At 73.5% G+C, this 26997-nt stretch carries 2 protein-coding genes; both read left to right on the top strand.

The window, feature by feature from the left end:
- Nucleotides 1-10 precede the first annotated feature (10 nt).
- Nucleotides 11-16456, top strand: a complete 16446-nt coding sequence (locus tag ACFYPA_RS20330) for a type I polyketide synthase (protein WP_389133451.1) — start codon at nucleotides 11-13, stop codon at nucleotides 16454-16456.
- A gap of 40 nt (nucleotides 16457-16496) precedes the next feature.
- Nucleotides 16497-26837, top strand: a complete 10341-nt coding sequence (locus ACFYPA_RS20325; RefSeq protein WP_389133448.1) for an SDR family NAD(P)-dependent oxidoreductase — start codon at nucleotides 16497-16499, stop codon at nucleotides 26835-26837.
- Nucleotides 26838-26997 lie beyond the last annotated feature (160 nt).

Raw genomic sequence — 26997 nt, 5'->3', positions numbered from 1 at the left:
GAGCGTGCAGATGTCCGCGGGCTTCGATCCTGTCGCTGATGACGAGTCCGGCGCGGAGGTCCGCCCGGAGGGCCGCGCGGAGGTGCGTCCGGGGGAGGACACGGGGGCCGCCGCGCTGGCCGGCCGCCTGTCCGGGCTTCCTCGGGGCGAACAGACCCGGCTCCTGGCGGATCTGGTCTGCGAGCAGACCGCCGCATGCCTGCGCAAGGTCCGGCCCGACACGGAGCCGGTGATCGTCGCGCAAACCTCCTTCAGGGAACTGGGGCTGGATTCGATCGCCCTCGTCGACCTGCACGCACGGATCAACGCCGCGACGGGCCTGGCCCTGCCGGTGACCGCCGCCTTCGACCACCCGAGCCCCGAGCTGCTGGCCGGCTGCGTCCGTACGGAACTGCTCGGCGAGCCCGACGGGTCGCGGCCGGTCACCGCCGACACCGTCGCCCCCGCGGCTACGGCCTTCGTGGACGAGCCCATCGCGGTCGTCGGCATCAGCGGGCGCTTCCCCGGCGGCATCCGCTCGGCCGAGGACCTCTGGGAGCTGGTCGACGGGGGCGGGAGTGCGGTCGGCCCCTTCCCGGACGACCGAGGCTGGGACCTCGACGCCCTGTTCGACGACGACCCCACCGTGCCCGGCACCTGCTACACGCGTACCGGTGGATTCCTGCACGACGCCGCCGAGTTCGACGCCGAGTTCTTCGGGATCGGCCCGCGCGAGGCGCTGGCCATGGACCCGCAGCAGCGGCTGCTGCTGGAGACCGCCTGGGAGGCGCTGGAGCGCACCGGGATCGACCCGACCTCGTTGCGCGGGAGCCGGACCGGTGTGTTCATCGGCGCCGGGCCCTCCGAGTACGGGCCCCGGGTGCAGGACGCCCCCGAGAGCCTGACCGGATACCTCGTGACGGGCGGCGCGCTGAGCGTCACCTCGGGCCGCGTCGCCTACGCGCTGGGCCTGGAGGGCCCCGCGCTCACCGTCGACACGGCCTGCTCCGGTTCGCTGGTCTCCCTGCACCTGGCCGTCCAGTCGCTGCGCCGCGGCGAGTGCTCGATGGCGCTGGCCGGCGGCGTCACCGTGCTGAGCACCCCCGGGCTGTTCACCGAGTTCAGCCGGCAGCGCGGGCTCGCGCCGGACGGACAGATCAAGGCCTTCGCGGCGGGCGCCGACGGCACCTCCTTCGCCGAGGGCGTCGGGCTCCTCGTGGTGGAGCGGCTCTCCGACGCCCGGCGCAACGGCCACCAGGTGCTCGCCGTCGTCCGTGGTTCGGCCGTGAACCAGGACGGCGCGAGCAACGGGCTCACCGCCCCGAGCGGGACCGCCCAGCAGCGCGTCATCGCCGACGCCCTCGCCGACGCCGGGCTCCGCGCCCAGGACGTGGACGCGGTCGAGGCGCACGGCACCGGTACGACCCTGGGCGACCCGATCGAGGCGCGGGCGCTGATCGCCACGTACGGCAAGGACCGCCCCGAGGGCAGGCCGCTGTGGCTCGGCTCGGTGAAGTCCAACCTGGGACACACGCAGGCCGCCGCGGGCGTGGCCGGCCTGATGAAGATGATCATGGCGATGCGGAACGGAGTGCTCCCGCGCACCCTGCACGTGGACGCCCCCAGCGGGAACGTCGACTGGTCGGCGGGGACCGTACGTCTGCTCACCGAGCCCGTGCCGTGGCCGGAGGCCGAGAACCGGCCGCGCCGGGCGGGCGTCTCGGGCTTCGGCATCAGCGGGACCAACGCGCACGTGATCGTGGAGGAGCCGCCGGCCGACGACGCCGCGGACGCGGTACGGGAAGCCGGCGCGGGTGACGCCGGGGTGGTGGACGAGCCGTCTGCCGGCTCCACCGGACCGGTGCTCGTGCCCGTCGGGGCCCGGTCGGACGAGGGGCTGCGGGCCCAGGCCGTGCGGCTGGCGGAATTCCTGGACGAGCGGGCCGGCCTCTCCCCCGCGGACCTCGGACACGCGCTCGGCACGAGTCGCGCCGCGCTCGAACACCGGGCCGCCGTCGTCGCCGCCGACCGCGACGAACTCCTCGCCGGGCTGTACGCCCTGGCGGCGGGGGACAGCGCACCCGGCACCCGGACGGGCGCGCTGCCCGCCGGGCGGCTCGCCTTCCTCTTCACCGGTCAGGGCAGTCAGCGCCTCGCCATGGGGCGCCGGCTCCACGACACCTACCCGGTCTTCGCGGACGCCCTCGCCGATGCCATCGGCTGGCTCGACCTCCAGCTCGACACCTCCGTGTGGGACGTCCTGTTCGCCGAGGAGGGGTCCGCGGAGGCCGCCCTGCTCGACGAGACCCGTTACGCCCAGACCGCGCTGTTCGCCGTCGAGGTGGCCCTCTTCCGTCTCGTCGAGTCCTGGGGCGTCCAACCCGACTTCGTGGCCGGCCACTCCATCGGCGAGATCGCCGCCGCGCACGTCGCCGGCGTCCTGAACCTGGAGGACGCTGCCACCCTCGTCGCCGCCCGCGGCCGGCTCATGCAGGAACTGCCCACCGGCGGCGCCATGATCGCCGTCCAGGCCACCGAGGAAGAGGTGCTCCCCCTCCTCGGCGAGCAGGTCGCCGTCGCCGCCCTCAACGGCCCCGACTCCCTGGTCCTCTCCGGCGAGGAGCACGCCACCCTCGCCCTCGCCGAGCGCTTCGCCGGACTGGGACGCAAGACCAAGCGGCTCCAGGTCAGCCACGCCTTCCACTCGCCCCTCATGGAGCCGATGCTGGAGGAGTTCCGGCGCATCGCCGGCATCCTGGCCTACTCCGCGCCCCGCATCCCCGTCGTCTCCACCGTCACCGGACGGCTCGCGACCTCGGAGGAACTCCGCTCGCCGGACTACTGGACCGGCCACGTCCGGAGCGCCGTCCGCTTCTCCGACGCCATGGACTGGCTCCTCACCCGGGGCGGCGCCCGCACCTTCCTGGAACTCGGCCCCGACGGCGTCCTCAGCGCGCTGGGCCAGAACTGCCTGCCGGAGGAGCGCGAGGCCGACACCGTCTTCGCCCCGCTCCTGCGCACCGGCAAGGACGAGGTCCGTGAGGTGCTCGGCGCCGCCGGACTCGCCCACGTGCGCGGGGCGCGCCTCGACTGGAACGCCGTCTACTCCGGCCACCCCGCCCGCCGGGTCGACCTGCCCACCCACGCCTTCCGTACCCGCCGCTTCTGGCTCGACCCGGAGCAGGCGGCCGGGCCCGGTGCGCTCGCCACCCGGCACCCCGTCCTCACCTCGGCCGTCGAACTCGCGGGCGCCGGCATTACCGTGCTGTCGGGACGCCTGTCGCCGCGTACGCACGCGTGGGTGGCCGACCACACCATCGCCGGGGTCACCCTGCTTCCGGGCACCGCGTTCGTCGAACTCGCCCTGCGGGCCGGGGAGGAGACCGGCTGCGCGTTCGTCGAGGAGCTGACCCTCCAGAGCCCGCTGGTGCTGCCCGAGTCGGGTGCCGTGGCCCTTCAGGTCGTCGTGGCCGCCGCCGACGCCGCGGGCCGCCGCGCCGTCGAGTGCTACGCGCGCCCCGACACCGTGGAGGCCGCCGAGGACGACTGGGTGCGCCACGCCACGGGCGTCCTGGCCCCGGCGGACTCCGCAGCCCCTTCGGCCTCTTCGGCCCCTTCGGTCGCGGAGCCGGACACCGCCGTGCTCGCCGGGCCGTGGCCGCCGACCGGTTCCGTCCCGCTCGACGTCAGCACCCTGTACGCCGACATGGCCGACGAGGGTTATGGCTACGGACCCGCCTTCCACGGGGTCCGCGCCGCCTGGCTGCTGGAGGGCGAGGTCTTCGCCGAGGTGGAGCTCCCGCAGACGGCCCAGGCCGGCGCCGCGGGCTTCGGCCTCCACCCGGCCCTGCTCGACGCCGCCCTGCACCCCGCCGACCACGCCCTCTCCGCGGCCGGCAACCGCCCCGAAGGGACCTGGATCCCGTTCTCCTGGAACAGGGTCGCCCTGTACGCGGCCGGAGCATCGGCCGTCCGCGTACGCATCGTCGCGCGCGGCGGCGAGGAACTCGATGTCACGGTCGCCGACGCGACCGGCGCCCCCGTCGCCCGGGTCGGGTCGCTGCTGCTGCGCGCCGTCACCGCGGACCAACTCGCCGCCGACCGCAGCGACCCGCTGCTCGCGGTGCGGTGGAGCGACTTCGAACTGCCGCAGGACGGAGTCGAGTTCGCCGAGTCGGCCGCACTCGACGAAGCCGCCGTGCCGCCCGTCGTCGTGTACCGCACCCCGCCCACCCCGGCGGGCGATGTGCCGTCCGCCGTCCGCACCGTCGCCGCCGACGCGCTGGCCGCCGTACAGGCCTGGCTCGCCGACGAGCGGTACGCGGCGTCGCGGCTCGCCGTGGTCACGCGCGCCGGGGCCGCCGTGCCGGGCACCGAGGTCGATCTCGCCCAGGCGCCCGTGTGGGGGCTCGTCCGGTCCGCGGAGGCGGAGAACCCGGGCCGCTTCGTGCTCATCGACACCGACGAGGCCGGGGAGGCCCTCCTCGGCCGCGCCCTGGCCGCCTCGTCCGAACCCGAACTGGCCCTGCGCGGCGCCGATGCGTACCTACCCCGACTCGCCGCCGTACCGCCCCCCGCCGAGCAACGGCCCGCACCCTGGGACGCGACCGGCACCGTACTCCTGACCGGAGGCACCGGCGGTGTGGGCGCCGAACTCGCCCGCCACCTGGTCCGCGAACACGGCGTACGGCACCTGCTGCTCACCAGCCGGCGCGGGGCGGACGCCCCCGGTGCGCGCGAACTCCTCGCCGACCTCGCCGCAGCGGGCGCCGACGTCACCGTCAGCGCCACCGACGCCGGCGACCGGGACGCCCTGGCCGCACTGCTCGCCGCCATCCCGTCCGAGCACCCGCTGCGGGCCGTGGTGCACGCGGCCGGCGTGATCGACGACGGCCTCGCGGGCGACCTCACCGCAGCGCGGATCGACACCGTGCTGCGGCCCAAGGCGGACGCCGCCTGGCACCTGCACGAGCTGACGGCCGGCCTCGACCTCGCCGCCTTCGTCCTCTTCTCCTCCGCCTCGACCGTCCTCGACGGCGCCGGACAGGGCAACTACGCCGCCGCCAACCTCTTCCTCGACGCCCTGGCCGCCCGCCGCGCGTCCGCCGGGCAGGTCGTGACCTCCCTCGCCTGGGGGCTGTGGGCCGGGGGCGGCGGCATGGGAGCGGGCCTCGACGCGGCCGCCCTCACCCGCATCGAACGGCTCGGCCTCGATTCGCTGTCCTTCGCCGAGAACCTCGCGCAACTGGACAAGGCCCTGGGCACCGACGAGCCGACCGTGGTCCCCGTACGCGTCAACCAGCGCGCGGTGAGGGCCCGCACCGACGGCACCCCCACCCTGCTGCGCGCCCTGGTGCGGCCCCGCACCGCCCGTGCCGCCGCCGGAGCGGCGACGGCGACCACCCCCGCCGGGACGTCACCGCTCGCGGCGCGCCTCGCCGAACTGGGCGCGGCCGAACGCCTCGCCACCGTCCTGCGCCTGGTCCGCACCGAGGCCGCCGCCGTCCTCGGATACCGGAGCGCCGAGGAGGTCACCGCCACCCGGGCGTTCATGGAGACGGGCTTCGACTCCCTCGCCGCCGTGGAGCTGCGCAACCGGCTCGCCGCCGCGACCGGACTGCGGCTCAGCGCGACCCTGACCTTCGACTACCCCACGGCGACGGTCCTGGCCGAACACCTCGTCACCAAGCTCGTGTCCACCGCCGCACCCGAGGCCGCGGCAGCGGCGCCGGTCTCCCGTACGCCCGGCACGGCAACGGAAGACGACCCGATCGTGATCGTCTCCATGGCCTGCCGCTACCCGGGCGGGGTGACCTCGCCCGAGGAGCTGTGGCAGCTCGTCGCCGACGGTTCCGACGCCATCGGCCCCTTCCCCACCGACCGGGGCTGGGACAACGACCTGTACGACCCGGAGATCGGCAAGCCCGGCAGGACGTACTCCACCGAGGGGGCGTTCCTGTACGACGCCGCCCGGTTCGACCCTGCCTTCTTCGGGATCAGTCCGCGTGAGGCCCAGGCCATGGACCCGCAGCAACGACTGCTGCTGGAGGTCGCCTGGGAGACCTTCGAGCGCGCCGGGATCGACCCCCGCTCCGTGAAGGGCAGCTCGACCGGAATCTTCGCCGGCGTGATGTACCACGACTGGGGCCTGCGGCTCGGCCCGCTCCCCGAGGACGTGGCCGGCTACCACGGCAACGGCAGCCTCGCCAGTGTGGTGTCCGGCCGGGTCGCGTACACGCTGGGCCTGGAGGGCCCGGCGGTCAGCGTCGACACGGCGTGCTCGTCCTCGCTGGTGGCCCTCCACATGGCCGCCCAGGCCCTGCGGTCCGGGGAGTGCTCGCTGGCCCTCGCCGGTGGCGTCACGATCATGTCGACCCCCGACACGTTCCTCGACATGTCCCGCCAGCGCGGCCTGTCCTCCGACGGCCGCTGCAAGTCCTTCGGCGCCGGCGCGGACGGTACGGGCTGGGGCGAGGGCGCGGGTGTCCTGCTGCTGGAGCGGCTGTCGGACGCGCGCCGCAACGGGCACCGGGTGCTGGCCGTGGTGCGGGGCTCCGCCCTGAACCAGGACGGCGCGAGCAACGGGCTCACCGCCCCGAACGGCCCCGCCCAGCAGCGGGTGATCCGCCAGGCTCTCGCCAACGCCGGTCTGTCGGCCGCCGAGGTCGACGTGGTGGAGGCGCACGGCACGGGAACCCGGCTCGGCGACCCGATCGAGGCCCAGGCACTCCTGGAGACGTACGGGCAGGAACGGCCCGAGGGGCACCCGCTCCGGCTCGGCTCCATCAAGTCCAACATGGGCCACACGCAGGCGGCGGCCGGTGTCGCGGGCATCATCAAGATGGTCATGGCGATGCGCCACGGCATCCTGCCCAGGACCCTGTACGCGGACACGCCCTCGGACCAGGTGGACTGGTCGGCGGGTGAGGTGGAACTCCTCACCGAGGCCCTGGAATGGCAGCCGACGGGGCGCCCGAGGCGGGCAGGTATCTCCTCGTTCGGCATCAGCGGGACGAACGCCCACGTGATCATCGAGCAGGCCGTGGAAGAGGTCAGGGAACAGGCCGAGGACGAGGCTGCTCCCGCCGCTCTCCTTCCTGCCCTCCCCTGGCCGGTCTCCGGAGCCAGCGCCGAGGCCCTGCGCGCGCAGGCCGGTCTCCTCCGCAGCCGGCTCACCCAGCTGACCGACGAGGAACTGACCCCCGCCGCCCTCACCCTGGCCACGGGCCGGGCAGCCCTGGAACACCGCGCCGTCGCCTTCGGCGCCGACCGGGAGGAACTCTCCGCCGCGCTGGAGCTGCTCGCGGGCGCGGAGACGGCCCGGGAGGTGGGGACGGCTGACGACGCGGGGACGGTTCAGGACGCGGCGACGGCGTTCCTGTTCACGGGGCAGGGTGCGCAGCGGCTGGGTATGGGCCGTGAGTTGTATGCGGCGTTCCCGGTGTTCGCGGCTGCTTTCGCCGCGGTGTGTGCGGAGGTTGATGCGGATCTGGGGCGGTCGTTGCGTGAGGTGGTGTGGGGTGAGGATGCGGATGCGTTGAACGCGACCGCTCTCGCTCAGCCTGCGTTGTTTGCGTTCGAGGTGGCGTTGTTCCGGTTGGTCGAGGCGTGGGGGGTGGCCCCTGATGTGGTGGTGGGGCACTCGATCGGTGAGCTGGCCGCTGCGCATGTGGCGGGGGTTCTCTCCCTCGCGGATGCGGCTCGGTTGGTGGTGGCGCGTGGGCGGCTGATGCAGGCTCTGCCGGCCGGTGGCGCGATGGTCGCCATCCAGGCGACCGAGGATGAAGTGTTGCCGCTGCTGACTGATGGTGTGGGTGTCGCGGCGGTCAACGGGCCGCAGTCGGTCGTTGTTTCGGGCACGGAAGCGGCTGCTCTCGCCGTGGGTGAGCACTTCGCTGCCGCCGGCCGTAAGACCAGCAGGCTGGCTGTGTCGCATGCGTTCCATTCGGCGTTGATGGAGCCGATGTTGGAGGAGTTCCGGGCAGTAGCGGCGGAGTTGACCTTCGCCGAGCCGCGCATTCCGGTGGTCTCCACGGTCACAGGTGAGCCGTCCGAGGAGTGGCAGTCTGCTGACTACTGGGTGGATCAGGTGCGCCGGCCCGTGCGCTTCGCTGATGCCGTCCGCAGCGCGGAAGCGCTCGGCGTGCGTACGTTCGTGGAGATCGGCCCGGACGCGGTCCTGACCGCGCTCGGGGCGGGGTCCGCCGGAGACTCCGCCACCTTCGTCCCGTTGGTGCGGCGGGACCGTGACGAAGCGCGTGATGCCCTCACCGGTATCGGAGCGGTCTGGGCGCGCGGAGGTGACGTCGACTGGTCCGCCGTGCTCGGTGCGCGGCGCACCACCGGCTCCCTCGTCGACCTGCCCACGTACGCCTTCCAGCGCAAGCGTTACTGGCTCGACGTCACCGCCAAGCCCGGCGATGTCGGATCGGCCGGGCTCGATCCCGTCGACCACCCCGTGCTCAGCGCGGCCGTCCTGTCGCCGGAATCGGGGTCCGTGGTCCTGACGGGCCGGCTCTCGACCGCCGCACAGCCGTGGGTCGCCGACCACGGGGTGCACGGCGCGGTGCTGCTCCCGGGCACGGGCTTCGTCGAGCTCGCGGTGCGCCTCGGTGACCAGGTCGGCTGCGACCTCCTGGAGGAGCTGACCCTGGAGGCGCCCCTCGTCCTTCCCGCCTCCGGGGGCGTGGCCCTGCGCGTCGTCGCCGGTGCTCCGGAGGTCTCGGGCCGCCGCCCGCTGCACATCCACTCACGTGTCGACGGCGCCCCCGAGAACTCCTGGACCCGGCACGCTACCGGCTTCCTCGCCACCGGCGCGCCCACGAAGGTGGAAGCCGACCTCACCCAGTGGCCGCCCCGCGGCGCCACGCCCGTGCGGGTCGAGGGCGCCTACGAACGGCTGCGTGAGCGCGGATACGGCTACGGGCCCGCCTTCCAGGGCCTGACAGCGGCCTGGCGGCGCGGCGACGAGCTGTTCGCCGAGGTCGCCCTGCCCGACTCCGTACGCGCGGAGGCCGCCGCCTACGGGCTGCACCCGGCGCTCCTGGACACCGCCATGCACGTGGACGTGCTCGTCGACCAGGAGGAGGGCGGCACCGAAGCGCTGCTGCCCTTCGCGTGGAGCGGTGTGTCCCTGCACGCGACCGGAGCCGCCGCGCTGCGTGTGTACGTACGCCGCGTCCGGGGTGCGGAGGAGTCGGTGATGGTCGTCGCCGACGAGACCGGCAGCCCCGTGATGACCGTCTCCTCGCTGATCTGCCGCCCCGTCTCCGCCGAACAGCTGGCCCCGGCCGACGGCCCCCTCTCCGATGCCCTGCACCACATCGAGTGGACGCCGCTCCCCGAGCCGTTCGCACCCCTTCCGTCCTCCACGGTCGTGCTCGACGAGTACGGGCTCGCCATCCTCGGTGACCCGTCGGCCGCCGTCCTGGCCTGCTGCCCCACCCCGGCGGGCTGGCCGACGCCCGAGGCCACGCGCACCGTCACCGCGTACGTGCTCGACCTGCTTCAGTCCTGGCTGACGGACGAGCGGTTCGAGTCCACCCCCCTGGTGGTCGTCACGCGGGGCGCGGTCGCCACCGACCCGGGCACCGCCCCCGATCTGACCCAGGCCCCCGTGTGGGGCATCGTCCGGGCGGCCCAGGCCGAGAACCCGGGCCGGATCGTCCTGCTGGACGCGGACCCCGGCGACGACATCGACGCGGCAGGGTTCCCGGCTGCCGCCGGTGCCGCCCTGGCGCATGACGAGCCCGAACTCGCGCTGCGCGGCGACCGGTTCCTCGTCCCGCGACTGGTCGCTACGGCCGTGCCGGAGGCCGACGCCCCCTGGAACGGCGACGACACCGTCCTGATCACCGGTGGGACGGGCGGCCTCGGCGCGCGCATCGCCCACCATCTCGTCGAACGGCACGGCGTACGCCACCTGCTGCTCACCAGCCGCAGGGGCTCGGACGCCCCTGGCGCCGCCGCACTCCGCGACCGGCTCGTCGCCGCCGGAGCCGTGGACGTCGAGATCGCCGCCTGCGACGTCGCCGACCGGGACGCCCTGGCCGAGGTCCTCGCCCGCATCGGGTCCGCGCACCCGCTCGGGGGAGTCGTCCACGCCGCCGGAGTCGTCGACCCCGGCCTGATCGGCGCCCTCACCCCCGAACGCCTCGACATCGTCATGCGGCCGAAGGCGGACGCGGCCTGGCACCTGCACGAACTCACCGCGGGAATGAACCTGTCGGCGTTCGTGATGTTCTCCTCCGCCGGAGGGCTCGTCCTGCCCGCCGGGCAGGGCAACTACGCGGCCGCCAACGTGTTCCTGGACGCCCTCGCCGCCCACCGGCGCTCCGCCGGACTGCCGGCCACCTCCCTCGCGTACGGGCTGTGGGCCGTCAACACCGGGCTCGGCGGCGAACTCACCGACGCCGACGTGGAGAAGATGAACCGGCTCGGCCTCCCGGCCCTGCCCGCCGCCCGCGGCATCGAACTCTTCGACGAGGCCCTGCGCACCCGGCACGCCCTGGTCGCCCCGCTCCTCGTCGACCCGGTCGCCCTGCACGCCCGTGGCACCGACGTCCCGCCGCTGCTGCGGGCCACCGCTGCCGCCGCCAGGCCCGCGCTCCGCCGCCAAGCGGCCACCGCGCCCGTCGGCGACAGCCTCGCCGGCCGCTTGGCTTCGCTCACCGCCGCCGACCGCCGCCAGGCCCTGCGCGATCTGGTCGCCGGCCAGGTCGCGGCCGTCCTCGGCCACGAGTCCGCGGCGACCGTCGGTGTCGACCGCGCCTTCAAGGAACTCGGCTTCGACTCACTGGCAGCGGTGGAACTGCGCAACGCGCTCAACTCCGTGACCGGCCTGCGGCTCCCGGTCACCCTCGTCTTCGACTACCCGAACACCGGGGCCGTGGCCGACTACCTCGCCACGGAGCTCGGCGGCACCGAGGGCGAGTCCGCCGCCGCGCCTGCCGACGCCGCCCCCGCGGGCCTCTCGGACGACGAACCCGTCGCGATCGTCGGCATCAGCTGCCGCTTCCCCGGCGGGGTCCGCTCCGCCGAGGACCTCTGGAACCTCGTCGCGGAAGGCCGCGACGCCATCGACGGCTTCCCCGCCGACCGTGGCTGGGACACCGACGGCATCTACGACCCGGAGCCGGGCCTGCACGGCAAGACGTACGCCCGCGAAGGCGGATTCCTGTACGACGCGGCCGAGTTCGATCCGGCGTTCTTCGGGATCAGCCCCCGTGAGGCCATCGCCATGGACCCGCAGCAGCGGCTCCTGCTCCAGGCGGCCTGGGAGGCCTTCGAGGACGCGGGCATCGACCCCACGGCCATGCGCGGCAGCCAGACCGGTGTCTACGCCGGTGTGATGTACCACGACTACGCCTCCCGCCTCCAGCACATCCCCGACGACGTCGCCGGCTACCTCGGCAACGGCACGGCGGCCTCGATCCTCACCGGCCGCGTCGCCTACACCCTCGGCCTGGAAGGCCCCGCGGTCAGCGTCGACACCGCATGCTCCTCGTCCTTGGTGGCGCTCCACATGGCCTGCCAGGCCCTGCGGCGCGGCGAGGTCGGCATGGCCCTCGCGGGCGGTGTCACGGTCATGTCGACCCCCGAGATCTACGTGGAGTTCGCCCAGCAGCGCGGCCTCTCCGCCGACGGCCGCTGCAAGGCCTTCGCGGGCGGAGCCGACGGCACGGGCTGGGCGGAAGGCGTGGGCCTGCTGCTCGTCGAGCGACTCTCCGATGCCGAACGCCTCGGCCATGACGTCCTCGCCGTGATCCGCGGCTCCGCCATCAACCAGGACGGCGCGAGCAACGGGCTCACCGCCCCGAACGGACCCTCGCAACAGCGCGTCATCCACCGCGCCCTCGCCGCGAGCGGCCTCACGACGTCCGACGTGGACCTCGTGGAGGGCCACGGAACGGGCACCCGGCTCGGCGACCCGATCGAGGCCCAGGCCCTCCTCGCCACCTACGGCCAGGGGCGGCCCGCCGACGACCCGGTGTGGCTGGGCTCCATCAAGTCCAACATCGGCCACGCCCAGGCGGCGGCCGGCGTCAGCGGTGTCATCAAGTCCGTCATGGCGCTGCGCAACGGCCTGATGCCCCGCACCCTGCACGTGGACGAGCCCTCGCCCGAGGTGGACTGGGACGCCGGAAACGTACGCCTGCTCACCGAGGCCCGGCCCTGGCCGCGCCGCGCGGACCGGCCGCGCCGCGCGACCGTCTCCTCGTTCGGGCTCAGCGGCACCAACGCCCACCTGGTCGTCGAGGAGGCGCCGCAGACGGTGGAGCCGGCCGCCGAGCCACGGGTACGGCCCGTGACCGGGCGGCCGCTGCCCCTGGTCCTCTCCGGCTCGGACCCGGAGGCCCCCGCCCGCCAGGCCGCGGACCTGCGCGCCCGCCTGCTCGCGGAACCGGAACTGGACCTGCACGACGTCGCGTACACCCTGGCCACCGGCCGGGCGTCGCTGGAACACCGCGGTGCGGTCCTGGCCACCGACACGCAGAGCGCGCTGCGTGAGCTGGGTGTGCTGGCTGACGGTGAGGGGGTACGGGGAGTCGCCACGCAGGGCAGGACGGCGTTCCTGTTCACGGGGCAGGGTGCGCAGCGGATCGGTATAGGCCGTGAGTTGTATGGGGCGTTCCCGGTGTTCGCGGCTGCTTTCGACGCGGTGTGTGCGGAGGTTGACGTACTTCTGGGGCGTTCGTTGCGTGAGGTGGTGTGGGGTGAGGACGCGGACGCGTTGAACGCGACCGCACTCGCTCAGCCGGCGCTGTTCGCGTTCGAGGTGGCGTTGTTCCGATTGGTCGAGGCGTGGGGTGTGACGCCGGATGTGGTGGTGGGGCACTCGATCGGTGAGCTGGCGGCTGCGCATGTGGCGGGGGTTCTCTCCCTCGCGGATGCGGCGCGGTTGGTGGTGGCGCGTGGGCGGTTGATGCAGGCGTTGCCGGCCGGTGGCGCGATGATCGCGGTGCAGGCGACCGAAGACGAAGTGCTGCCGCTGCTGAGCGACGCGGTAGGCATCGCGGCGGTCAACGGGCCGTTGGCCGTGGTGGTTTCGGGTACGGAAGCGGCGGCCCTTGCGGTGGGTGAGCACTTCGCTGCCGCCGGCCGTAAGACCAGCAGGTTGTCCGTGTCGCACGCGTTCCATTCGGCGTTGATGGAGCCGATGTTGGAGGAATTCCGGGCGGTGGCTGCGGGGATGACCTTCGCGGAGCCGCGTATCCCGGTGGTCTCCACCGTCACAGGTGAGCCGTCCGAGGCGTGGCAGTCTGCTGAGTACTGGGTCGATCAGGTCCGTCAGCCTGTGCGCTTCGCTGATGCCGTTCTCAGTGCGGAAGCGCTGGGCGTGCGTACGTTCGTGGAGGTCGGCCCGGACGCGGTCCTGTCCGCTCTCGGTAGCGACTCCGCGTCCTTCGTCCCATTGCTGCGCAGGAACCGTCCGGAGTCGGAGGCGCTGGTCGCGGCCCTCAGCCGGTTGTACGTGGAGGGCGTGCGGGTCGACTGGGAGGCGTTCTACGCCGGTACCGGTGCGCGTCGCGTCGAGTTGCCCACGTACGCCTTCCAGCGCACCCGCTACTGGCTCGACGCACCTGCCGCAGTCGGCGATGCCGCCGGGCTCGGGCAGTTGCCCGCCGGGCACCCGATGCTCAGTGCCGTCGTCGTCTCCCCGGAGACCGGGGCTCCCGTGCTCACCGGACGGATCTCCGTGGCCACGCACCCGTGGCTCGCCGATCACGCCGTGCACGGCAGCGTGCTGCTGCCCGGTACCGCGTACGTCGAGATGGCGCTCCGCGCCGGTCACGAGGCGGGTTGCGCCCAGTTGGAGGAGCTGACCCAGGAGACTCCGCTGCTGCTGCCCGCCAAGGGCGGTGTCGCCGTGCAGGTCACCGTGGGCGAGGCGGACGGGTCCGGGCGGCGTGATGTCGTCGTGTACTCGCGGGCCGAGGACCTGGCCGCCGATGCCCCGTGGACCCGCAACGCCCGTGGTGTCCTCGCCGTCGAGCCGGCCCCCGTCGTGCCCGACCTGGAGGCCTGGCCCCCGGCCGGTGCGCGGGCGGTGGACGTGAGCGGCATGTACGAGGACCTCGCCGGGCTCGGATACGGGTACGGCCCCGTCTTCCAGGGGCTGACGGCGGCCTGGCGGCGCGGCGACGAACTCTTCGCCGAGATCAACCTGCCCGAGCACGCCCGCACCGACGCCGCGGCGTTCGCTCTGCATCCCGCCCTGCTCGACGCAGCCCTGCACGCCGAGCGCATCTTCGACGGGGATCACGACGAGCCCGTCCGGGCGGCGCTGCCCTTCGCGTGGAACGGCGTCACCCTGCACACCACCGGTTCCGCCGCCCTGCGCGTGCGGCTGTCCAAGCCGGGGCCCGACGCCGTCGCCCTGCGGATCACGGCGCCGACGGGTGAGCCCGTGGCCACGGTCGAGTCGCTCGTGGTGCGTGAGGTGTCCGCCGCACAGCTTGCGGGTGACGGGGGTGGCCGGGATGCGGCGCTGTTCCGTATCGACTGGCAGGCCCCTCGGCCGAACCGGTCCTCGGCGGCGTCGGCTTCCAGCGATGACTGGCTCGTCGTCGGCGCCCCGCTGCCGGGCATCCGGTCGGTCTCGTCGTTCGCCGAGGCCGGCGCGGAGTCGCGGATCCCGGGGACGGTTCTGCTGACCGCTCCCGACGTCTCCGACGTCTTCGGTACCGCGGGCGGCGTGCCCGAGCAGGTGCGTACGTCCGTCGGGCGGCTCGTCGACGGGCTCGGCCAGTGGCTGGCCGACGAGCGGTTCGCCGATGCGCGGCTGGTGCTCGTCACCCGGAATGCCGTGGCCGCGGACGACGGCGACGAGGTGGATGTCGTACAGGCCCCGCTGTGGGGTGTCCTGCGTGCGGCGCAGGCCGAGAACCCGGGCCGTTTCACCGTCGTCGACCTCGACGCGTCCCCCGCGTCGGTGGCGGCGCTGCCCGCGGCCCTCGCCGGGACCGGGAGCGACAGCGAGACCGAGATCGCCATCCGCCGGGGCAAGGTCCTGGTTCCCCGGTATATGCCCACCACCACCGCCACCGGCGTCGGTGAGCCCCCGGTGTGGACCGCGGACGGCACCGTACTGATCACGGGCGGAACCGGCCTGCTGGGCGGGGTGCTCGCCAGGCACCTGGTCGCCGAGAAGGGCGTACGCCACCTCGTGCTGACCAGCCGACGGGGTGCCGAAGCCCCAGGGGCGGCGGAACTGCGGGCCGGACTCATCGAGTCGGGCGCCGAGTCGGTGCGGATCGTCGCCGTCGACGCGGCCGACCGCTACGCGCTCGCCGCGCTGTTGGACGAGATCCCGGCCGGGCACCCGCTGACCGGGGTCGTGCACGCCGCCGGCGTCATGGACAACGCCCTGGTCGGCGCCGTCACGCAGGAACAGGTCGGCAAGGTGTTGCGGCCCAAGGTGGACGCCGCCTGGCACCTGCACGAGCTGACCAAGAACCTGAACCTGTCGGCGTTCGTGCTCTACTCCTCGGCCGGTGGCCAGATCCTCTCCGCCGGGCAGGCCACCTACGCGGCCGCCAACGTCTTCCTCGACGCCCTGGCCACCGAGCGCCGGGCCCGCGGGCTCGTCGCCACGTCCCTGGCCTGGGGCCTGTGGGAGGGCACGGTCGGGGAGGGACCGGAGCTCACCGACGCCGACCTGCGCCGAATGGGCCGCTCCGGGGTGCTGGAGCTCTCCTTCGCAGACGGGCTCGCGCTGTTCGACGCGGCGCTGAGCACGCAGGACGCGCTGCTCGCACCGGTCAGGCTCGACCGCGCCGCCCTCCGCGCACGGGCCGACGAGATTCCGGCCCTGCTGCGCGGGCTGGCCGGCCCGCCCGCCAGGAAGGGGCCCGCGCCCGCCACGGTCCCGGCTGCGGGCGCCGGCGACAGCGGCGGCTCCCTCGTACGGGCCAAGCTGGCCGGGCTGCGGCCCGGACCGGAGCAGACCCGCTATCTGGAGGAGCTGGTACGGGGCCACGCCGCGGCCGTACTCGGCCACGGCGATCCGGCGGGGGTCGCGGCCGACCGGGGCTTCACCGAGCTCGGCCTGGACTCCCTCGGAGCGATCGAACTGCGCAACCGGCTCCAGAAGGCGACCGGGCTGCGCCTGCCCGCCACCCTGATGTTCGACTACCCCAACTCGGCCGCTCTGGCCGGGTTCCTGCTGGAGGACCTGGCGCCCGAACCGGCGGCCTCCGTGGGCGGAGAGCCCCTGGACGAGGAAGGCATCAGGCGGGCCCTGCTGTCGATCCCGGCGGCGCGCCTGCGCGAGTCCGGGCTCCTCGACACCCTGCTCGGCCTGGCGCGGACCGGCCCGGCCGAGGCCGGCGCCGCTTCCGATGCCTCGGACGCTCCCGGAGCTTCTGACGGGTCCGGCGCTTCCGACGCCTCCGACGAACAGGGTCCGGCCATCGAGGAGATGGCCGTGGACGACCTCGTACGAGCCGCCATGGCCGGCGGCGAACTCAGCTGATCCCGACCTGGATGATGAGGATGACGTGACCAGCACATCGATGGAACAGGTCGTAGCAGCACTCCGGAAGTCGCTCACTGACAATGAGCGACTGCGGGAGGAGAACGCGCGGCTCACCTCCGTGAACGACGACCCGATCGCGATCGTGGCCATGGCGTGCCGCTACCCCGGCGGGGCCGACACCCCGGAGGACCTGTGGCGGCTGGTGGCCGGGGGCGTCGACGCGGTGTCCGGCTTCCCGGCCGACCGGGGGTGGGATCCGGGTGTGTACGACCCGGAGCCTGGTGTGCCGGGGAAGTCGTACGCGCGTGAGGGCGCGTTCCTGTACGACGCGGCGGAGTTCGACCCCGGCTTCTTCGGGATCAGTCCGCGTGAGGCGTTGGCCATGGACCCGCAGCAGCGGTTGCTGTTGGAGGTGTCGTGGGAGGCGATCGAGCGGGCCGGGGTCGACCCGACCACGCTCAAGGGCAGCCGGACCGGTGTGTACGCCGGTGTGATGTACCACGACTACGCCGACGGCAGCGCGGGCAGCTTCGTCTCCGGCCGGGTCGCGTACACGCTGGGGCTGGAGGGTCCGGCCGTCACCATCGACACGGCGTGCTCGTCGTCGTTGGTGGCGTTGCACACGGCGGCCCAGGCGCTGCGTTCCGGGGAGTGCTCGCTGGCCCTCGCGGGCGGCGTCACAGTCATGTCGACTCCGGACATGCTGGTGTACTTCAGCGAGCAGCGCGGGCTGGCCCCGGACGGGCGCTGCAAGCCGTTCGCCGACGCGGCCGACGGCACGGGCTGGGGCGAGGGCGCGGGTGTCCTGCTGCTGGAGCGCCTCTCCGACGCGCGGCGCAACGGCCACCCGGTGCTCGGGCTCGTCAGCGGGTCGGCGGTCAACCAGGACGGCGCGTCGAGCGCGATGACCGTACCCAACGGGCCCGCCCAGCAGCGGGTGATCCGCCAGGCGCTGAGCGACGCGGGCCTGACGACGGCCGAGGTCGACGCGGTGGAGGCCCACGGCACCGGAACCCGGCTCGGCGATCCCATCGAGGCGCAGGCGCTGCTGGCCACCTACGGCAGGAACCGGCCGGAGGGGCAGCCGCTGTGGCTGGGCTCGGTGAAGTCCAACTTCGGCCACACGCAGGCGGCGGCCGGTGTCGCGGGCATCATCAAGATGGTCATGGCGATGCGGCACGGCGTACTGCCGAAGTCCCTGCACGTGGATACGCCGTCGGACCAGGTGGACTGGTCGGCGGGCGACGTGGAACTGCTCACCGAGTCGAGGGAGTGGCGGCCGGTCGGCCGACCCAGGCGTGCGGGAATCTCGTCGTTCGGGCTGAGCGGCACGAACGCCCACGTGATCGTGGAGGAGGCGCCCGCGGAGGCGCAGGCGGCTGTGCCGGCGGCGGGGCTCCCTGCCGTGCCGTGGGTGGTGTCGGCGAAGAGCGAAGAGGCCCTGGCCGCCCAGGCGGAACGGCTGCTGACCGTGGCCGACGACCACGCCGCCGAGGACGTCGGACACTCCCTGGCCACCACGCGTACCGCCTTCCCCCATCGCGCGGTGGCCGTCGGTGACCGGAAGGCCGCCCTTGCCGCCCTTGCCGTGGGCGAGGAACACCCGGGCCTGGTGCGGGGGGTGGCCGCGCCGACGGGCAGGACGGCGTTCCTGTTCACGGGGCAGGGTGCGCAGCGGCTGGGTATGGGGCATGAGTTGTATGCGGCGTTCCCGGTGTTCGCGGCTGCTTTCGACGCGGTGTGTGCGGAGGTTGATGCGCATCTGGGGCGGTCGTTGCGTGAGGTGGTGTGGGGTGAGGATGCGGACGCGTTGAACGCGACCGCACTCGCTCAGCCGGCGCTGTTCGCGTTCGAGGTGGCGTTGTTCCGGCTGGTCGAGGCGTGGGGGGTGGCCCCTGATGTGGTGGTGGGGCACTCGATCGGTGAGCTGGCGGCTGCGCATGTGGCCGGTGTGTTGTCGCTTGCGGATGCGGCTCGGTTGGTGGTGGCGCGTGGGCGGCTGATGCAGGCTCTGCCGGCCGGTGGCGCGATGGTCGCCATCCAGGCGACCGAGGATGAAGTGTTGCCGCTGCTGACTGATGGTGTGGGGATCGCGGCGGTCAACGGGCCGCAGTCGGTCGTGGTTTCGGGCACGGAAGCGGCTGCTCTCGCGGTGGGTGAGCACTTCGCTGCCGCCGGCCGTAAGACCAGCAGGCTGGCTGTGTCGCATGCGTTCCACTCGGCGCTGATGGAGCCGATGCTGGAGGAGTTCCGGGCAGTGGCTGCGGGGTTGTCCTTCGCCGAGCCGCGCATCCCGGTGGTCTCCACCGTCACGGCTGAGATGAGCACGGATTGGCAGTCGCCGGAGTACTGGGTCGATCAGGTTCGCCGACCCGTACGTTTCGCCGATGCCGTCCGCTGTGCCGAGGAGTGGGGCGCTCGCACGTTCGTCGAGGTCGGCCCGGACGCGGTCCTGTCCGCTCTCGGTAGCGACTCCGCGACCTTCGTCCCGTTGCTGCGCAGGAACCGTCCCGAGTCCGAGGCGCTCGTCGCGGCCATCAGCCGGTTGTACGTGGACGGCACCCGGGTCGACTGGGAGGCGTTCTACGCCGGTACCGGTGCGCGCCGCGTCGAGTTGCCCACGTACGCCTTCCAGCGCACCCGCTACTGGCTCGACGCCGTCAGGCCGGGGAGTACCCAGCACGGGCACCCCCTGCTCGGATCGGTGATCACCTTGGCCGACTCCGGGGGTGCCGTGCTCACCGGACGGCTCGCCGTCGCCGCACAGCCGTGGCTGGCCGACCACGTCGTGCGGGACACGGTCCTCTTTCCCGGTGCGGGGTTCGTCGAGCTGGCCATCCGTGCGGGCGATCACGTGGGCTGCGACGTCCTCGAAGAGCTCGCGCTCCACGCACCCCTCGTTCTTCCCGAGGACGGGGCCGTCGCCGTCCAGGTCGTCGTCGGAGCTGCCGACGACACCGCCCGGCGCACGGTCGGGGTGTACGCGCGGGACGAGAGCGACGCCGGGCCCGACTGGACCCTGCACGCGGAAGGCGTGCTGGCCGAAGCCGCGGAGGAGCCCGTTTTCGACCTGAGCGCATGGCCGCCGCCGGGCGCGGTCCCCTTCCCGCTCGACGGGGCGTACGAGACGCTGCGCGCGCAGGGCCTCGCGTACGGCCCGGCCTTCCAGGGGCTGACGGCCGCCTGGCGGCTCGACGGGGCCGTGTACGCGGAGGTCGCGCTCGACGAGGACGTCGTGGCCGACGCGTACGGGCTGCACCCGGCGCTGCTGGACTCCGCGATGCACGCCGCGCTGGTGGACGGCGCCGGGGAGCAGGACGGCGGTACGGTCCTGCCGTTCGTGTGGAAGGACGTACGGCTGTTCGCGGTCGGGACCTCCGCCGCGCGTGTACGGGTGTCGCGGCCGACCCCGCAGAGCTTCTCGCTGGAGATCGCGGACTCCGCCGGGGCCCCGGTCGCCTCGGTCGGTGGTGTGGTCGGCCGGGCCATGGATGAGGCGTCCGGGGCCGGCGGCCCGGCCGCGGACCCGCTGTACCGGGTCGTGTGGCAGCCGGTCGGCTTTGCCGCCCCGCCGGTGGAGTGGCTGCGCTGGGAGGACGTACCCGACGAGGGCCCGGTGCCCGGCACGGTCGTTCTGGAGTGCGCCCAGCCCGTGCCGGCGGAGCAGGACGTGCCGTCCGCCGCCCGCACGGTGGCCGAACGGGTCCTGGAGGTGCTCCAGCAGTGGCTGGCGGACCAGCGGTTCGCCGCGTCCTCCCTGGTGGTCGTCACGCGCGACGCCGTGGCCGTGGCCGACGGCGACCCGGTCGACGTGTGCCAGGCCCCGGTGTGGGGAATGGTGCGGGCGGCTCAGGCCGAGAACCCCGGGCGGTTCGTCCTCCTGGACACGGACGGGTCCGAGGACCTCGGACGCGTCGGGGCCGGGGAGGAGCCGGAGTCGGCGGTCCGCGAGGGACGGCTGCTGGCCCCCAGGCTGGCCCGCGTCAGCGTCCCCGCCGATGCCGCACCGGCGTGGGATCCGACCGGGACCGTACTGATCACGGGCGGCACGGGCGGTCTGGGCGCGCTCGTGGCACGCCACCTGGTGGCCGAGCACGGCATACGGCATCTGGTGCTCGCCGGCCGACGGGGCGAGCAAGCCCCAGGGGCGGCCGAACTGCGAGCGGATCTTGAAGGTTCGGGCGTACGCGTCACACTCGCCGCGTGCGACGTGGCCGACCGTGACGCCGTGGCCGCGCTTCTGGCCGGGGTGGACCCGGACCACCCGCTGCGGGCGATCGTCCACGCGGCAGGGGTACTTGACGACGCGATGGTCACGTCGCTCACGCCCGAGCGCCTGCGCGGGGTCTTCGCGCCCAAGGCGGATGCCGCCTGGCTGCTGCACGATCTCACCCGTGGTCTCGACCTCACCGCGTTCGTGATGTTCTCCTCCATCGCCGGAACCCTCGGCTCCACGGGCCAGGCCAACTACGCCGCCGCGAACGCCTTCCTCGACGCGCTCGCCGCCCACCGCCGGGCCAGTGGCCTGCCGGCGTCGTCCCTGGCCTTCGGCCTGTGGGACACCCCGGGAGGCATGGGCGACCGGCTCGGCACCGCCGAACTGGAACGCATGCGGCAGGCCGGTACCCCGGCCATCCCCGCCGACCGGGGGCTCGCGCTCTTCGACGCCGCACTGCGCTCGGGTGCGGCGGCCACCGTCCCCGTCCGCCTCGACCTCGCGGTGCTGCGTACGCACGCCGACGAGATCCCCGCCCTGCTGCGCGGTCTCGTACGGGCCCCCGGCCGTCGTACGGCCCGTGCCGCGGCCCCGGCCCTGCGCACCCGGCTGGCCGGCCTGGCCGGGGCCGACCGCGCCGACGCCGTGCTGACTCTGGTCCGTACGAAGATCGCCGCTGTACTCGGCCACGCCTCCGGCGACGCCATCGAACCCGGCCGCGCCTTCGACGAGTTGGGCTTTGACTCCCTCACCGCCGTCGAGCTGCGCAACCGGCTCGATGCCGAGACCGGACTGCGTCTTCCGGCCACCCTGATCTTCGACCACCCCACGGCCGAGGCCGTCACGGCGCATGTCCTGACCCTCCTCGACGGCCCCGCGGCCACGTCCCCGGAGCCGCGACCGGCCGCCGCCGGTGTTCGGGCGGGCGGCGAGGACCCGATCGTGATCGTGGGCATGGCCTGCCGGTACCCCGGCGGTGTGACCACGCCGGACGGGCTGTGGCAGTTGGTCGCGGACGGCGTCGATGCGATAGCCCCGCTGCCCGACGACCGGGGGTGGGATCCGGGTGTGTACGACCCCGAGCCTGGTGTGCCGGGGAAGTCGTACGCCCGTGACGGGGCGTTCCTGTACGACGCGGCGGAGTTCGACCCGGACTTCTTCGGGATCAGTCCGCGTGAGGCGTTGGCCATGGACCCGCAGCAGCGGTTGCTGTTGGAGGTGTCGTGGGAGGCGATCGAGCGGGCCGGGGTCGACCCGACCACGCTCAAGGGCAGCCGGACCGGTGTGTACGCCGGTGTGATGTACCACGACTACGCGGGCGGTACGGCCGGGAGCCTGGTCTCCGGCCGTGTGGCCTACACGCTGGGGCTGGAGGGTCCGGCCCTCACGGTCGACACGGCGTGCTCGTCGTCGCTGGTGGCGTTGCACACGGCGGCCCAGGCGCTGCGTTCCGGGGAGTGCTCGCTGGCCTTGGCGGGCGGTGTGACGGTGATGTCGACTCCGGACATGTTGGTGTACTTCAGCGAGCAGCGCGGCCTCTCCCCCGACGGGCGCTGCAAGTCCTTCGGTGCCGGCGCGGACGGTACGGGCTGGGGCGAGGGCGCGGGCATGCTGCTGCTGGAGCGGCTGTCCGACGCGCGGCGCCACGGCCACCCGGTGCTGGCGGTGGTGCGGGGTTCGGCCCTGAACCAGGACGGTGCGAGCAACGGCCTGACCGCCCCGAACGGCCCGGCCCAGCAGCGGGTGATCCGCCAGGCGCTGGCCGACGGCGGACTGTCGGCGGCGGACGTCGACGCGGTGGAGGCGCACGGCACGGGGACCCGGCTCGGGGATCCGATCGAGGCGCAGGCCCTGTTGGCGACCTACGGCCAGGGGCGGGATGAGGACCGGCCACTGTGGCTGGGGTCCATCAAGTCGAACATGGGCCACACGCAGGCGGCGGCCGGTGTCGCGGGCATCATCAAGATGGTCATGGCGATGCGGCACGGTGTGCTGCCGCCGACGCTGCACGCGCGGGAGCGCTCGGACCAGGTGGACTGGGCCGCAGGTGACGTGGAACTGCTCACCGAGGCGCAGGAGTGGCGGGCGGTCGGCCACCCGAGGCGGGCGGGCGTCTCCTCGTTCGGGCTGAGTGGGACGAACGCCCACGTGATCGTGGAAGAGGCCCCGGCACAGGTGGCGGAACCGGCCGCCGAGCGGGCCGGGCTTCCCGTGGTTCCTTGGGTGGTGTCGGCGCGGACCGGCGAGGCGCTGGCTGCCCAGGCCGAGCAGTTGATGGCCGTGGCGGGTGAGCACAGGCCCGAGGACATCGGGTACTCCCTGGCGACGTCGAGGTCGGTGTTCGAGCACCGGGCGGTGGTCCTCGGCGACCGGGAAGGTGCCCTGGCTGCTCTCGCGGGAGGCGAGGCGCACCTGGGTGTGGTGGTCGGTCAGCCTCGACGTGGCGGGAAGACGGCGTTCCTGTTTACGGGGCAGGGTGCGCAGCGGGTGGGTATGGGGCGTGAGTTGTACGCGAACCACCCGGTGTTCGCGGAGGCTTTTGACGCGGTGTGCGGGGAGATCGACGTACATCTGGGGCGGTCATTGCGTGAGGTGGTGTGGGGTGAGGACGCGGCCGCGTTGAACGCGACCGCACTCGCTCAGCCGGCGCTGTTCGCGTTCGAGGTGGCGCTGTTCCGGCTGGTCGAGGCGTGGGGGGTGGCCCCTGATGTGGTGGTGGGGCACTCGATCGGTGAGCTGGCGGCTGCGCATGTGGCGGGGGTTCTCTCCCTCGCGGATGCGGCGCGGTTGGTGGTGGCGCGTGGGCGGTTGATGCAGGCGTTGCCGGCCGGTGGCGCGATGGTCGCGGTGCAGGCGACCGAGGACGAGGTGCTGCCGCTGCTGACCGACGGTGTGGGTATCGCGGCGGTCAACGGGCCGCAGTCGGTCGTGGTTTCGGGCACGGTGGCGGCCGCCGTCGCCGTGGGTGAGCACTTCGCTGCCGCCGGCCGTAAGACCAGCAGGTTGTCCGTGTCGCACGCGTTCCATTCGGCGTTGATGGAGCCGATGTTGGAGGAGTTCCGGGGGGTGGCTGCGGGGTTGAGCTTCGCGGAGCCGCGTATCCCGGTGGTCTCCACGGTCACAGGTGAGGTGTCCGAGGCGTGGCAGTCGCCGGAGTACTGGGTCGATCAGGTTCGTCAGCCTGTGCGCTTCGCTGATGCCGTTCACAGTGCGGAAGCGCTCGGCGTGCGTACGTTCGTGGAGATCGGCCCGGATGCGGTCCTGTCTGCTCTCGGTAGCGACTCCGCGACCTTCGTCCCGTTGCTGCGCAGGAACCGTCCCGAGTCGGAGGCGCTGGTCGCGGCCCTCAGCCGGTTGTACGTGGAGGGCGTGCGGGTCGACTGGGAGGCGTTCTACGCCGGTACCAGTGCGCGTCGCGTCGAGCTGCCCACGTACGCCTTCCAGCGCAGCCGCTACTGGCTCGACGCACCCGTTGCCGGAGCCGACGCCGCGGCTTCCGGGCAGATCGCCCTCGACCACCCGGTGCTCCGGGCCGCCGTGGTTCTGCCCGACGACAGCGGGATCGTTCTCACGGGCCGGCTGTCCGCCGGTACGCACGGCTGGATCATCGATCACGAGGTCCTCGGCAGCGTGCTGCTGCCGGGCACCGGGTTCGTCGAACTCGCCGTCCGGGCGGGCGAGCAGCTCGGCTGCGGGCTGCTCGAGGAACTCACCTTGCAGGCCCCCCTGGTGCTGCAACCGCTCGGCGGCATCGCGGTCCAGGTGGTGGTCGGGGAGGCCGACGACACCGGGCGCCGGTCCGTGACGATCCACTCGCGTGCCGACGACCACCCGGATCTGCCGTGGACCCGCCACGCGGACGGTGTGCTGGCGCCGCCGGTGGAGGCGGACCGGACGGGAGGGCTCACCGACTGGCCGCCGACCGGAGCCGAGGAGTTGGCCGTCACCGGTGCCTACGCGGATCTGGCAGCCGTCGGGTATCACTACGGCCCCGTGTTCCAGGGCCTCACCGCGGCGTGGCGGCGCGGAGACGAGCTCTACGCAGAAGTCAGCCTGCCGGAAGCGGCACACCAGGACGCCGCCCGCTTCGGCCTCCACCCCGCCCTGCTGGACGCGGCGATGCACGTCGGGCTGCTCGACATCCCGGGCCGTGAGGACGGCGGGCAGACGCTGCTGCCCTTCGCGTGGAACGGGGTAGCGCTGCACGCGGCCGGGGCCACGTCGCTCCGGGTGCGGATCACTCCTGTCGCGCAGCAGGACGGGCTTTCGCTGACCGTCGCCGACGAGCACGGCAACCCTGTGTTGTCCGTGGACTCGCTGCTCTCCCGGCCCGTGTGGGCCGAGGGGCTCGGTGCCGGAGTGGGCGACGCGTTGTTCCGGGTGGACTGGCAGCCCGCACCCCTGGGTGAGCAGGCGGCCGAAGGGCCGGCACCGGTGGTCTTCGCGTGCGGGGCCGAGGGCCTGGACGAGGACGTACCCGGTGCGGTGCACGGTCTGGTGGGCCGTGTGCTGGGTGCGGTGCAGGAGTGGCTCTCGGTCGATCGGCCCGAGGGTGCGGTCCTGGCGGTGGTCACGCAGGGTGCGGTGGCCGTCGGTGACGGCGATCCCGTGGATGTGCGCCAGGCTCCGGTGTGGGGTCTGGTGCGGGCTGCGCAGGCGGAGAATCCGGGTCGGTTCGTGCTGGTCGATACGGATGGTTCGGTGCCGTGGGAGCAGGCGGTCGGCCTGGGTGAGCCGGAGGTGGCGGTCCGCGGGGGTGCGGTGTGTGTTCCGCGGCTGGTCCGGGCCGCCTCAGGCGAGGGTCCGGGTCCGGTGTGGGATGCGGACGGGACCGTACTGATCACCGGTGGCACGGGCGGTCTGGGGGCGCGTGTCGCCCGGCATCTGGTGTCGGTGCACGGCGTACGGAGCCTGCTGTTGGTGGGTCGCCGGGGCGCTGACACTCCGGGTGTCCCGGATCTGGTCGCGGAGCTGTCCGGCTTGGGTGCGTCGGTGTCGGTCGCGGCGTGTGACGTGGCGGATCGGGAGGCTCTGGCCGGGGTGATCGGGGCGGTGGATCCGGGGCGCCCGTTGTCCGGTGTCGTTCACGTGGCGGGTGTCGCGGACAACGGGGTCGTTGGTTCGCTGACGGTGGAGCGTGTGGATGCGGTGTTGCGTCCGAAGGTGGACGCGGCCTGGCACCTGCATGAGCTGACCCGTGACATGGATCTGTCGGCGTTCGTGATGTTCTCCTCCGCCGGTGGTCTGGTGTTGGCGGCGGGACAGGGCAATTACGCGGCTGCCAACGTGTTCCTTGACGCTCTGGCGGCTCATCGTCGTGCCGAGGGTCTTCCGGCGTGCTCCATGGCCTTCGGTCTCTGGGCCGTCGACACCGGCATGGCGGCCGATCTCGCCGATGCCGACCTGGAGCGCATGCGCCGCGCCGGCACTCCCGCGCTCTCCGAGGGCGAGGGCCTCGCCCTGTTCGACGCCGCACTGGCGTCGGGTCTGGCGGCCACCGTGCCGCTCCGGATCGACGCGGGCGCCCTGCGCACCCGTACCGACGAACTCCCCGCCCTGCTCCGGTCCATGGCCGCGCCGACGCGCAAGCGCACCACCACGGGACCGGCCAAGGGGGCGTTGCTCGCGGACCGGATCGCCGGGCGGAGCGAGGAGGGCCGGGCCCGGATCATCCTGGATCTCGTACGGGACCAGGCGGCCGCGGTGCTGGGGCATTCCTCCGGCGAGGCGGTCGAACCGGACCGTGCGTTCGGGGAGCTGGGCTTCGACTCGCTCGCCGCGGTGGAACTGCGTAACCAACTCACGGCGGTCAGCGGGGTGCGGCTGCCCGCGACGCTGGTCTTCGACTACCCGAGCGCGGCGGAGGTCGCCGCGTACATCGACGCCCGCCTGGTCCCGGCCGAACCCGTCTCCAGGGCGGAGGCGGACCTGAGGAAACTGGAAGCCCTGCTGACGGCCGACGCCCCGCCGGCCGGCCCCGTCCGGAGCCGACTCGTCGAAAGACTGCGGGAGTTGGCGGGGCGGCTCGACGACGTGGGGTCTGCGCTGACGGATACCCCGGACGCCGGTCCCGGCCTCGATGGCCCCGATCTCGACGACGTCACCGCGGACGAGCTGTTCGACATCCTCGACAACGAACTCGGTTCGCCCGCGACCACCTGAGACCCCGGGCCGCCTCCGATCGGGGGCGGCACCGGCCACCCGGCCGGGGTGCGTGGCAGCTGTACCGCAGCCGCCACGCACCCCGGCTTTTCGCGTGTTTCCCCTGCCCGGCCACGGCCCCTGGGCAGGGGTGGGCTAAGGGTAGGCCGCCCCTCGACGC

Source organism: Streptomyces sp. NPDC005775, assembly GCF_042871565.1.
In the GTDB taxonomy this organism is placed as follows: domain Bacteria; phylum Actinomycetota; class Actinomycetes; order Streptomycetales; family Streptomycetaceae; genus Streptomyces.
The sequence above is the reverse complement of the archived record's forward strand: the minus strand, read 5'-3'. Positions and strand labels throughout refer to the sequence as shown.

Excerpts from the sequence above, each read along its gene's own strand:
- ACFYPA_RS20325 (WP_389133448.1), top strand. The coding sequence starts at position 16,497 with ATGGAACAGGTCGTAGCAGCACTCCGGAAGTCGCTCACTGACAATGAG.
- ACFYPA_RS20330 (WP_389133451.1), top strand. The coding sequence starts at position 11 with ATGTCCGCGGGCTTCGATCCTGTCGCTGATGACGAGTCCGGCGCGGAG.